The organism is Acidiphilium sp. C61, from assembly GCF_905116885.1.
Classification (GTDB): Bacteria; Pseudomonadota; Alphaproteobacteria; order Acetobacterales; family Acetobacteraceae; genus Acidiphilium.
This window is the reverse complement of record NZ_CAJHNI010000005.1, coordinates 1,685,534-1,696,759: the sequence shown is the minus strand read 5'-3', so window position 1 is coordinate 1,696,759 and position 11,226 is coordinate 1,685,534. Positions and strand designations below refer to the sequence as shown.

10 protein-coding genes and 1 tRNA gene are annotated in these 11,226 nt (G+C 66.0%); 8 read left to right on the top strand and 3 right to left on the bottom strand.

The window, feature by feature from the left end; genetic code table 11:
* Positions 1–50: 50 nt before the first annotated feature.
* Complete coding sequence (locus HUW10_RS10760) at positions 51–1,544, bottom strand: MDR family MFS transporter (protein WP_174503499.1); 1,494 nt, start codon at positions 1,542–1,544, stop codon at positions 51–53.
* 204 nt (positions 1,545–1,748) lie between these two features.
* Between HUW10_RS10760 and HUW10_RS10755 the strand changes: the two genes are divergently transcribed.
* Both HUW10_RS10755 and HUW10_RS10750 read left to right on the top strand, forming a co-directional pair.
* Positions 1,749–2,345 (top strand): DUF2889 domain-containing protein, encoded by a 597-nt coding sequence (locus HUW10_RS10755; protein WP_174503498.1) that lies wholly within the window; start codon positions 1,749–1,751, stop codon positions 2,343–2,345.
* Positions 2,346–2,349: 4 nt separating this feature from the next.
* Positions 2,350–2,937: an antibiotic biosynthesis monooxygenase gene (locus HUW10_RS10750; RefSeq protein WP_174503497.1), complete on the top strand. Its 588-nt coding sequence runs from the start codon at positions 2,350–2,352 to the stop codon at positions 2,935–2,937.
* Between the two features lie 31 nt (positions 2,938–2,968).
* Here HUW10_RS10750 and HUW10_RS10745 read toward each other — a convergent pair whose 3' ends face one another.
* Both HUW10_RS10745 and HUW10_RS10740 read right to left on the bottom strand, forming a co-directional pair.
* A complete protein-coding gene (locus tag HUW10_RS10745) occupies positions 2,969–3,604 on the bottom strand; it encodes an aldolase (RefSeq protein ID WP_174503496.1) in 636 nt (211 codons plus the stop codon).
* Positions 3,601–4,509, bottom strand: coding sequence for an NAD(P)-dependent oxidoreductase (locus tag HUW10_RS10740; protein ID WP_174503495.1), 909 nt, complete (start codon positions 4,507–4,509; stop codon positions 3,601–3,603). Before HUW10_RS10740 ends, HUW10_RS10745 begins: the two co-directional genes overlap by 4 nt.
* A 225-nt stretch (positions 4,510–4,734) precedes the next feature.
* On the opposite strand from HUW10_RS10740, the gene HUW10_RS10735 reads away from it, so the two are divergent.
* From HUW10_RS10735 to HUW10_RS10710, 6 genes are all read left to right on the top strand, one after another.
* Positions 4,735–5,844: a LacI family DNA-binding transcriptional regulator gene (locus HUW10_RS10735; RefSeq protein ID WP_174503494.1), complete on the top strand. Its 1,110-nt coding sequence runs from the start codon at positions 4,735–4,737 to the stop codon at positions 5,842–5,844.
* A gap of 45 nt (positions 5,845–5,889) precedes the next feature.
* Complete coding sequence (ltnD, locus tag HUW10_RS10730) at positions 5,890–6,801, top strand: L-threonate dehydrogenase (RefSeq protein WP_174503493.1); 912 nt, start codon at positions 5,890–5,892, stop codon at positions 6,799–6,801.
* Between the two features lie 56 nt (positions 6,802–6,857).
* Positions 6,858–7,631, top strand: a complete 774-nt coding sequence (otnI, locus tag HUW10_RS10725; RefSeq protein ID WP_174503492.1) for a 2-oxo-tetronate isomerase — start codon at positions 6,858–6,860, stop codon at positions 7,629–7,631.
* 72 nt (positions 7,632–7,703) lie between these two features.
* Positions 7,704–8,978: a 3-oxo-tetronate kinase gene (gene otnK / locus HUW10_RS10720; protein WP_174503491.1), complete on the top strand. Its 1,275-nt coding sequence runs from the start codon at positions 7,704–7,706 to the stop codon at positions 8,976–8,978.
* Between the two features lie 17 nt (positions 8,979–8,995).
* Positions 8,996–9,069 (top strand) — tRNA-Gly (locus HUW10_RS10715).
* 321 nt (positions 9,070–9,390) lie between these two features.
* Complete coding sequence (locus HUW10_RS10710; protein ID WP_174503490.1) at positions 9,391–11,163, top strand: hypothetical protein; 1,773 nt, start codon at positions 9,391–9,393, stop codon at positions 11,161–11,163.
* Positions 11,164–11,226 lie beyond the last annotated feature (63 nt).

Here is an 11,226-nt window from a genome sequence, read left to right as displayed (position 1 = left end):
AAACGCCGCTTGATCCGATCGGAACTGACCGGAAAGGATCGGAAAGTGCTCTAATGCCCGATCGGCGCCGGCTCGGGCTCGGACTCGGGTGCGGCCTCGGCCGTGTCGGTCCCCTCGGTCGCCACCGTCTCGCGCAGCGGCGTGTCCTCCACCCGCAATGCCGCGACCAGCCCGAGCAGCGCGAAGCCGGATGCGACCAGGAAAGCGTCGTGGAACGCCACCGGCAGGGCGGGGTTCGCCGCCATGGTCTGGGCCGCGTGGCCGGACGTGTCGATCCGCCCGCCGAGGCGCAGCAGCAGCACCGCCCCGGCGATGGTCGCGCCGAACGCGCCGCCCATCGCGCGCAGCAGCAGCAGCGTCGCCGTCGCCGCGCCGACATCGTGCCGGCTCGCCGCGTTCTGCACGGCGACGAGGTTGGACGGCAGCACGAAGCCGATCCCGAGCCCCATGATGAAGCAGTTGAACACGACGAGGCCGAGCGGCGTTGCCCGCGGCAGCAGGCCGAGCAGCAGGAACCCTGCGGTGCCGACCGCGAGCCCGCCAGCCAGCAGGCTGCGCGTCCGCCCGGTATGCCGCGCCACCTGCCCGGCGGCATAGGCGCCGATCGTGCTCGCGATCATGAACGGCATGATGTCCCAGCCGGATTGCGCGGCATTGGCGTGGTAGACCAGCTGGAAGAACAGCGGCAGCAGGAAGATCGCCGAGAACATCGCCAGCGCGGTGAGAAACCCGACGGCGACGAGCTGCACGAACGAGGCATTGCCGAACAGCCGCATCGGCAGCAGCGGCACGGCGGCACGCGCCTCCCACCGCCAGAGCGCGGCGATCAGCGCCGCCCCGCCGAGGAACACCCCGACCACCGGCAGCGACAGCCACGGATAGGTCCGACCGCCCCATGAAAGGCCGATCAGGAAGGCGGTAACGGCGCCGGTCAGCAGCGCCGCCCCCTCGTAATCGATCCGCCCGCCGCGCGGCACCGTGCGCAGCTGGCGCAGCCCGATCTGGCTCAGCACCAGTGCGGCGAGGCCGAGCGGCACGTTGAACCAGAAGATCCACTGCCACGAGAGATGATCCGTCACCCAGCCGCCGACCACCGGCCCCGCGGTCGAGGCGACGCCCCATGTCCCCGCCATGTAGGCCTGGTACTTGCCGCGCTCGCGCGGGCTGACCACGTCGGCGATCGCCGCCTGCGCGATCGCCATCAGCCCGCCGCCGCCCACCCCCTGCAAGGCCCGCCCGGCGATCAGCCAGGGCAGCGTCTGTGCCGTGGCGCAGACGCAGGAGGCCAGCACGAACAGCGCGATCGAGGGGATCAGCGTCTGCCGCCGGCCGAACTGGTCTGACAGGCGGCCATACAGCGGCGTCGTCGCCGTCGAGGTCAGCAGATAGGCCGTCACCACCCAGGAGAGATGCGCGAAGCCGTGCAGCCCCGCCGCCATCGCCGGCACCGCCGGGATCACCACCGTCTGGTCGATCGCCGCCAGCAGGATGCACAGGATGATGCCGGAAATGACCTGAAGCCGTTGCCTGTGCGTATATTCCATGGTTCCGCGATGCTCGCGCCCGCTCGGGGTGAGGAGGACAGCGCACCAGATTGCCCGCGCCGCCGCCGCCGCACAACCATGCTGCCGCGCCGCTCCGGCGCTGGGGCAGCAACCCTGCCATGCAACCGCCCGTGGCATTTGCAACGCGCCGTGGCAGCGCTTACCCTATTGGGCAATATCGTGATCAGGGAAAGTCACCGCCCCATGCCCCTCAGCCATGCCGAGCCCCGGCAACTGCTCCATCTGCGCGACATCGCGATCCGCGGCTTCCTCCGCGCCGACGGCCTTGTCGACATCGAAGCGCATCTGAAAGACACCAAGACCTACAGTTTCGGCAATCACGACCGCGGCCGGATCAATGCCGGCGAGGCGCTGCACGGCATGGGCCTGCGCGTGACGCTGGACGACAAGCTGACCGTCGTCCGCGCCGAGGCGACGATGGACGACACGCCGCACGCGATCTGCCCCGGCGTTGCGCCCAATTTCGCCGCACTGGTCGGGCTGACCATCGGCAAGGGCTTCCTCAAGGGGGCGATGGAGCGCGTCGGCGGCACCGCCGGCTGCACCCATCTGCGCGAACTGCTCCAGCAGGTCGCGACCACCGCGATCCAGACCATGTTCTCCATCCGCGCCCACAAGGCCGCGCGCGAGGGCGGCACCACCGAAGACCGCTGGGACATCCCGACCGCGCTGCTCAATTCCTGCCACGCCTATAACGAACAGGGCCCGCTGGTCGCCAAGATCCGCGCCCGGGCGGAAGAGCGCCAGCGCGAGGCCGAGGCGGCGTCGGCGGCGGAATAGCTCGATGCACGCCGTCATCTTCGAGGTCAGGCCGAAGGACGGCAGGCTGGACGAGTATTTCGGCCATGCCCGCCTGCTGCGCCCCGAGCTTGAAGCGATCGACGGCTTCATCGAGAACATCCGCTATCGCAGCCTGACCCGGCCGGGCGTGCTGCTCTCGGTTTCGCTCTGGCGCGACGAGGCGGCGCTGATCGCCTGGCGCCGCCACACCCTGCACCACCGCGCCCAGGCCGAGGCGCGACGCGCGCTGTTCGCGGAGTATCGCCTGCGCGTCGGCGTGCTGGCCGATGACGGCGCGCATGTCTCCCTCCTCACCGCGCGGCGCGAGGGGGCTGCGGACATGGCGCCGGAGGGTCTCGCCCGCGACCTCGGGCTCGACCCCGCGATGCCTGGCCTCCTCGGCTGGGACGTGTTCGAGGCGGTCCTCACCCCCGGCGATGTCTTGCTCCTCAGGAGCGGGGCGGGAGACGGTGCGCGAGATGGGGCGGGCGAGGGGGCATCGCACCGGCTGGTGCGCGTCATCCGCGACTACGGCATGACCGACCGGCGCGAGGCGCCGCAATCTTTCCCCGACGAAACCGGCGCGGCCTGACGACAGGGCAGGGCAGGGAAGGGAAGGGGAATCAGACCCCGAATTTCGCCCGCACCGCCGCCTGCTGCTCGGCCGTCAGCAGCCGCGGGTTGAGCCCACGGGTGAGCAGATGAAGCTTCGCGGTTTCCTCAAGCTCCTCCATCGCGAACACCGCCGCCTGGAGCGACGTGCCGGCGACGACCGGGCCGTGATTGGCCAGCAGCACGGCGCTGTGCTTGCCGGCGAGCCCGCGAATGGCATCGCCCACCGCCGGATCGCCCGGCACATGGAACGGCACCAGCGCGACCTTGCCGACGCGCATCATCACATAGGGGGTCAGCGGCGGCAGCGCCTCCGCCGGGTCGATCCCGGGCAGCAGCGAGAGGGCGACGGCATGGGTCGAGTGCAGATGCACCACCGCGCCCGCGTCCGGCCTGGTGTCATACAGCGCGTCGTGCAGCGGGATTTCCTTGGTCGGCCTGTCGCCCGAAACCAGCCGCCGGTTGGCGTCGAGCCGGGCGATGCGCGCGGGGTCGAGAAAGCCGAGCGAGGCGTCGGTCGGCGTGCAGAGCCAGCCGCCATCCTCCAGCCGCACGCTGATATTGCCCGAGGAGCCGGGCGTCAGCCCCCGCTCGAACAGCGACCGGCCGAAGCGGCAGATCGCCTCGCGCAGCGCGCTCTCGCTCATTCCGCCCGCTTCACCCCGTTGGCCTCGGCGATGAAATCGGCCAGCATCGGCACGAAATCGTCGCCCCGCCCGGCGCCCACCGCCTGGGCATAGGAATTGCGAACGGCGGCGGCGAGCGGGTTGGCCGCGCCCTGCGCCACCGCGAAGGCGTTGAGATAGGCGGTGTCCTTCAGCGCGTTGTTCAGCGTGAACTTGTGGGCGTTGCGGTCGCGCCCGACCACGTATTGCATGAAGGTCTGGTAGAAGCCGCAATCCATCCGCCCGCCGGCGATCACGCTGTGGAAGGTCTCGGCCGAAAGCCCGGCCTTGGCGCCGAGCATCAGCGCCTCGGCATAGAGCGCGCCATAGCCCATCGAGAGGAAATTGTTCAGCAGCTTCATCGTGTGGCCGGTGCCGGTCTGCCCGGTATGGATCACGCGCTGGGCGAAGGTGTCGATCACCGGGCGCACGCGGGCGATATCCTCCGCCGCCCCGCCGATCATCACGTCGAGCGTGCCCTCCCACGCATCCTTCGGCGTGCGGCCGAGCGGCGCGTCGAGCAGGGTGATGTTCCGCGCGGCAAGGCTCTCGGCGAGCGGCACGGTGACCGAGGGGTCCGAGGTCGAGCAATCGACGATGATGAGCTTCCTGCCGGCGGCGGCGAGGCCGTTTTCCCCCTCGGTCACGGCGCGCACCTGCGGGCTGCCGGTGACGCAGAGGAACACGATGTCGGCGGTTTCGGCGATCTCGCGCGGGCTCTTCGCCTCCTTCGCCCCCCGGCCGATCAGGTCCTCGACCGGCGCGCGGTTGCGATGCGCCATCACCGTGAGCGCGTAACCGGCCTCGACGATGTTCTTCGCCATGCCGTGGCCCATGAAGCCGATGCCGATGAAGCCGATGGAGGGTTTTGATCCGCTGGCCGACATGAAGGTTTCTCCCGCAGGTTCGTTCGTCTGCTAGAGCATCATCCGATCAGATGGAATCATCTGATCGGATAAAGATGCTCCAATTATCAACAAGACAGAGCACGCCATCCGATCCGGATGGATCGGAACGTGCTCTATGTATAGGAGCCGGGTCGTGGTAGCGCAACCACTGTTTGACAGCGCTACCATCTTGCGCCGCGCGCCGATCTCCGCGATAGTCGTTTCATGGCAAGGGCGCGCGCGGGCGGCGCAAAGGCAGAACGAGCGCGAACGGCGACGGACGCGGAAGCCGCGCCCCCCCGCCGCATCCGGCGCGGCCGCGGCGCGGTCACCCTGGCCGAGGTCGCCGCCGGCGCCGGCGTCGCCCCCATCACCGTCTCCCGCGCGATCAACAACCCCGCCTCGGTCTCCGATGCCCTGCGCAGCCGGATCGAGCAGGCGGTCGAAGCGCTCGGCTACGTGCCCAACCGCATGGCCGGCGCGCTCGCCTCGGCGCGCACCCGCGTCATCCCCGTCATCGTGCCCTCGCTCGCCAATGTCGTCTTCGTCGAGGTGATCGAGGGCATCCAGGAAACCCTGGAGGCCGAGGGCTACCAGATGCTGCTCGGCAGCACCGGCTACGATCTCGCGACCGAGGCGGCGCTGGCCACCACCCTGCTCGGCTGGGCCCCGCCGGGCATGCTCGTCGCCGGGCTGCGGCACGACAAGCGCACCACCGCCCTGCTGCGCCATGCCGGCATCCCCATCGTCGAGTTCATGGAAACCGGCCGCGCGCCGATCGACATGAATGTCGGCCTCTCGCATGTCCGCGCCGGGGCGGCGATGGCCGCCCACCTGCTCGCCCGCGGCTACCGGCGGATCGGCTTCGTCGGCCTGCGCATGCACGACGATTACCGCGCCCGCCAGCGTTATGACGGCCTGCGCCGCCACCTCGCCGGCCAGGCCGCAATCACCCTGTTCGACCGCGCGGGCACGGAAGGCCAAAGCGGCGGCCAAAGTGGCGGCCAGCAGGCCGGGTGGGACGCGCTGCCCGAGCTGCTCGCCATCGCCCCCGCGCTCGACGCGCTGTTCTTCGCCAATGACGAAATGGCCGTCGGCGCCCTGCTGCGCGCCCGGCGCGACGGGATCGAGATTCCCGGCCGCATCGCCATCGCCGGTTTCAACGGCCTGCCGATCGCGGCGCTGACCACGCCATCGCTCACCACCATCGTCTCGCCCCGCCGCCAGATCGGCCGCGAGGCCGCCGCCATGCTTCTCGCCCGCATCTCCGGGCGGGAGCCGACCACCCGCCGCCTCGATGTCGGTTTCACGCTCGAGGCCGGCGGCAGCACATGAGCCTCAGGAGAACGGCATGACCACAGCTTCAGCGGACGGGCGGCGATGAGCGCGGGGACGGGCAGGGCGGCCGCCGTGATCGGCCTCGGCTCGATGGGTGCGGGCATGGCCGCAGCCCTGCTGCGCGCCGGATTTTCGCTCCGCGGGTTCGACGTCGTGCCGGCGAATCTCGACCGCCTCGCCGCCGCCGGCGGTGCGCCGGCCGCCTCGCCCGAGGCCGCCGCGCGCGGGGCGGAGATCGTCGTCAGCGTCGTCGTCAACGCCGAGCAGACCGAGGCGGTGCTGTTCGGCGCGGCCGGCTGTGCCGCGGCGATGGCGCCGGGTTCGGTCTTCATCTCCTGTGCGACGATGGCGCCGGAGGCCGTCCGCGCCCTCGCCGCCCGGCTGGAGGCGATGGGCGTGCATTATCTCGACGCGCCGATCAGCGGCGGCACCGCCCGCGCGGCGGAGGGCAAGCTCACCATCATGGCTTCGGGGAGCGAAGCCGCCTTCGCCGCCGCCCGCCCCGCGCTCGACGCGATGGCCGCCACGATCCACGAACTCGGCGACGCCCCGGGCATCGGCGCCGGCTTCAAGATGGTCAACCAGCTCCTCGCCGGCGTGCATATCGCCGCCGCCTGCGAGGCCATCGCCTTCGCCGCCTCGATGGGGCTCGACCTCGCCCGCGTCTACGAGGTCATCACCGGCTCCGCCGGCAATAGCTGGATGTTCGAGAACCGCGTGCCCCACATTCTCGACGCCGATTACGCGCCGCGCAGCGCGGTGGACATCTTCACCAAGGATCTCGGCATCGTGCTCGACATGGCGCGGCGCGGCCGGATGCCGGTGCCGATGGCCTCCGAGGCGCTGCAACTCTTCCTGATGACCGCCGCCGCCGGCATGGGGCGGGACGACGATGCCTCCGTCGCCCGGCTCTTCGCCCGCATCGCGCCGATCTCGCTGCCCGAACCGACCTGATCCCGACCGTCCTGACGCCACACGCCTGACTCCACACGCCTGATCCGGAGGGCCCCATGCCCCGCTTCGCCGCCAATCTCTCGATGATGTTCAACGAGGTTCCCTTCCTCGACCGTTTCGCCGCCGCCGCTGATGCGGGGTTCGACGCCGTGGAGTTCCTCTTCCCCTACGATCACCAGCCGGAAGAGATCGGCGCCCGCCTCGCGCGGCACGGGCTGACCCAGGCGCTGTTCAACCTGCCGCCCGGCGACTGGGCCGGCGGCGAGCGCGGCCTCGCCGCCTTGCCCGGCCGCGAGGAGGAACTCGCCGCCGGCACCGCCCGCGCCCTCGAATACGCGGCGGCGACGGGTGTGACCCGCCTGCACCTGATGGCCGGGCTCGCCGATCCGGCCGACCCCGCCGCCCGCTCAAGCTATCGCGACGCCGTCCGCCGCACCGCCGAAACCCTCGCCCATCACGGCATCGACCTGCTGCTGGAGCCGATCAACGGCCGCGACATGCCGGGCTATTTCCTCAACGATGTCGATGCCGCCGCCGCGTTCATCGCCGGGCTCGGCCTGGGCAATGTGCGCCTGCAGTTCGACATCTATCACTGCCAGATCATCCATGGCGACGTGACGATGCGGCTGCGCCGGCTGATCCGCCAGGTCGGCCACGTGCAGATCGCCTCGGTCCCCTCGCGCCACGAGCCGGATGGCGAGGAGCTGAACTATCCATTCCTGTTCGACGAGCTGGACCGCCTCGGCTATGCCGGCATCGTCGGCTGCGAATACCGCCCGCGCGGCCGCACCGAGGACGGCCTCGAATGGTTCGCGGGGCGCGGCCGATGAGCCCGCGCCCCGCCACGTTCGCCGGGCGCGGCCGATGAGCCCGCGCCCCGCCACGTTCGCCGGGCGCGGCCGATGAGCCTGCGCCTCGCCTGCATCGCCGATGACTATACCGGCGCCTCCGACCTCGCGAACACGCTGAGCCGCAACGGCCTGCGCACGGTGCAGACCATCGGCATCCCCGCCGACGGCCTTGCCCTGCCGGAGATCGACGCCATCGTCGTCGCCTTCAAGATCCGCTCCGTCCCGGCGCGGGAGGCCGTCGCCGCCGCCCTCGCCGCCGCCGAATACTGCACGGCCCGGGGTGCTGAGCATGTGATGTACAAGATCTGCTCGACCTTCGATTCGACCGACGAGGGCAATATCGGCCCGGTGACCGAGGCGCTGGCGGCGCGCGCCGGCGGCCACTGCGTGCCGGTCTGCCCGGCCTTTCCCGAAACCGGCCGCACCGTCTACCAGGGGCATCTCTTCGTCGGCGCCGTCCCGCTCGCCGAAAGCCCGCTCAAGGACCACCCGCTCAACCCGATGCGGGATTCCAACCTCGTCCGCGTGCTCGCCCGCCAGTCATCCCGCCCCGTCGGCCTCGCGCCGTTCGATCTCGTGGAGCAAGGGGAGGCGGCGATCGCGGCCGCGCTCGATGCGGCGTCGGGCGAGGGCAGGGCGGCCTGCATCGTCGATGCCATCGCCGAGCGCCATCTCCTCGCCCTGGGCAAGGCGGCGCTGCGCCGCCCGGTCTCGACCGGCGCGTCCGGCCTCGGCCTCGGCCTCGCCCGCGCCATCGCGGGCCCTGCCGCCGCTGCCGCCGCCCCCGATTTCTCCGCGCCGGCGGGGCCTGCCGCGATCATCGCCGGCAGCTGCTCGGCGGCGACGCTCGGCCAGATCGCCGCGGTGGAGGGGCGGATGCCGGTCCGCCATCTCGACGCCGCCGCCCTTCTCGCCGGCGACATGTCCGCCGCCCTCGCCTGGGCCGGCGCGCATCTCGGCGCCGGCCCCGTCCTGCTCGCCAGCTCCGCCACGCCGGAGGCGGTCGCGGCGCTGAAATCCGCCCATGGTGCTGCGATCGGCGCGCGGATCGAGGCCGCCCTCGCCACCCTCGCCGTGGGACTCGCCGAACGCGGCGTGCGCCGCCTGATCGTCGCCGGCGGCGAAACCTCGGGCGCGATCGTCGACCGCCTCGGCATCCCCGCCTTCGAGATCGGCGCCGAAATCGCCCCCGGCGTGCCGCTGCTGCGCAGCATCGAGCCCGCCCCCCGCCTGTTCGCCCTCAAATCCGGCAATTTCGGCGGCCCGGACTTTTTCCCCCGCGCCCTCGCCGCGATGGGAGTTGCGCCCGCGCCCGGTGCAGACTAAATCTCGCCCAGCGCCATGCGGGTATGATGTAATGGTAGCCTGTCAGCTTCCCAAGCTGAACGCGCGGGTTCGATTCCCGCTACCCGCTCCAGTCTCTCGCGCGCTCTTCGCGCCCTACGCATACCCGTTCTCGTCTCTCGTCCATCACGCACCGCTGCTCCCGGCCGATGCCATGAACGATTATATCCTTGGGCTGGTTTTCCCCAATCGTGATACCAGTATGCATAATTGAAAAAACTTGTAAAAATATAAAATCTAAATATAAACACCCAGCATCAGTTCAAAGCATCGTACGATCAGATTAATTCACCTGATCGATTGAAGGTGCTTTTTTATTAATACAATAGAGCGCAATATTCAGTCATCAAATGATCTGAAAGCACTCTAAGATCGGTTGCCGGGAAGTGAATCTATGAGGCGTCCTCATAATATTGTTTTTGTATTTCTAATATATGCAGTCGCAGCAATTTCGATATTTTATCGGCAAGGTATGCTGAACGGCGACGTGTATTTTGGAACAGGGGGTGATCCCTCTTTATACATATGGATGTTCCGTTTTTTGCCGCAGGCAATCATCCATCTTGATAACCCACTTATTCTCGCGAAAGCTTGGGCGCCCTATGGCTTGAATATTTCACAATCAACAACAACACCTGGAATCGCGCTCCTGGCGTGGCCAATCACATATTTTTTCGGGCCAATTGTATCGTTTAATATTATATCAATTTTAAATCCAGCGTTTGCGGCGACCTCTGCCTTTTTGTTTTGTTCTTTATATACAGATAAATCGATTGTTTCGTTTTTAGGCGGATGGATATTTGGGTTTTCTTCATATGTATTTGCCGCGATGATTGGGCATCTACAGGTTGAATTTATCATGTTTGTACCGATATCATTCTTCGCTATTGGTGCTCGATCAAGAAATCAAATATCTCACGGTATTTACATATTTATTTTATCATTTTCACTTATATTTCAGTTTTTGTGTTCTTTAGAAATATTTGTTATGGAGTCAATGTTTCTGTTTCTGTTTTTAATTTTCAAAAAATATAACGAAGAAAAAAATATAAAAAATATATTTATTATGTCAAAGACAAATATCATTCTTGGATTTTTTATTTCATATATGATTTCTGTTCTTTCTGTATCTCCAATTATATACATCTTCTTTAAGAATTATAATAAAATTCCACACCTACTCCAAGATGGAAGTTTGTACTCAACTAATTTGGCAAATCTTATTATACCGACGCCGATTACATTTATCTTTGGGAAATGGGCGTTGCCCATTGCTCAGCGCTTTTCTGGAAATTTCAGTGAGGAAATGGGGTATATCGGCCTGCCTTTATTGCTGATATTAATCGTCGCCATTTCCAGTCTCAGGCGCGTTGACGCTGCAAAGCCATTACTCGTTTTGTTGAGTGCTGCGCTTCTATGCACTCTTGGGCCGGAGTTACATGTCCTCACGTCAACGATCATTCCTCTCCCTTGGGCAGTAGTCGGGAAGCTGCCCTTTCTCGACAATGCCTTGCCATCGCGCCTGATGCTGTTTGTCATGCTGGCCATTTCTGGCCTCATCACGCTTTGGATCGACAAGTTGGCCAAACATCGCATGGCGGCGCAGCTGTCCTTGGCCTGCGCCATAATATTCACCTTGCCAGCCGCCGTGAACCACGATGTCGATTGGTGGGAAAGCCACGTCCCTACGGCCCGTCTTTTCCAGGGGGCGACCTATAAAAAATTCATAGAAAAAGGGAAAATCGTTCTGTTTTTACCTTTCGGCCCAACAAGCGGGGATGCCATGTTCTGGCAAATTGAAACCGATGGGTATTTCCGTATGACCAATGGTTACGGGAATTTCATACCGCCCGAATTCGCGAAATGGCCGGCGGCGCGAATGCTTGAACTTGGCCTGCATCCGCCCGGATTTTCTTCGGCATTCAACGATTTCACGAAGGCCGTCAAAATTGCAGATGTCATTGTGCCACGTAAACAGCTTCCCGTCTGGCAGAATGCATTCATCAAGGCGGGCTGGAGCGGAAAGACTGTTGGAAGCATGACGGTCTTCCGACTCCCCCGAAACATCCGCCGCGGCATTCCGTCAGTATCGTCGGAGACCTCGAGCCTTGCGTTCGACCGGCTGCGCATTCCGGTGATGATGAACGGTCAATCCGTTCGATCGTGAACACCGATTCCGGCGATCATGAACACCTGCTCGCTCTGGCCTGAACGGGGCCTGACGGGCGGC

Coding starts and splice junctions, on each gene's coding strand:
- HUW10_RS10735 (WP_174503494.1), top strand. CDS start 4,735: ATGGCAAGGGCGCGCGCGGGCGGCGCAAAGGCAGAACGAGCGCGAACG.
- HUW10_RS10740 (WP_174503495.1), bottom strand. CDS start 4,509: ATGTCGGCCAGCGGATCAAAACCCTCCATCGGCTTCATCGGCATCGGC.
- HUW10_RS10760 (WP_174503499.1), bottom strand. CDS start 1,544: ATGGAATATACGCACAGGCAACGGCTTCAGGTCATTTCCGGCATCATC.
- ltnD (WP_174503493.1), top strand. CDS start 5,890: ATGAGCGCGGGGACGGGCAGGGCGGCCGCCGTGATCGGCCTCGGCTCG.
- HUW10_RS10755 (WP_174503498.1), top strand. CDS start 1,749: ATGCCCCTCAGCCATGCCGAGCCCCGGCAACTGCTCCATCTGCGCGAC.
- HUW10_RS10710 (WP_174503490.1), top strand. CDS start 9,391: ATGAGGCGTCCTCATAATATTGTTTTTGTATTTCTAATATATGCAGTC.
- otnK (WP_174503491.1), top strand. CDS start 7,704: ATGAGCCTGCGCCTCGCCTGCATCGCCGATGACTATACCGGCGCCTCC.
- otnI (WP_174503492.1), top strand. CDS start 6,858: ATGCCCCGCTTCGCCGCCAATCTCTCGATGATGTTCAACGAGGTTCCC.
- HUW10_RS10750 (WP_174503497.1), top strand. CDS start 2,350: ATGCACGCCGTCATCTTCGAGGTCAGGCCGAAGGACGGCAGGCTGGAC.
- HUW10_RS10745 (WP_174503496.1), bottom strand. CDS start 3,604: ATGAGCGAGAGCGCGCTGCGCGAGGCGATCTGCCGCTTCGGCCGGTCG.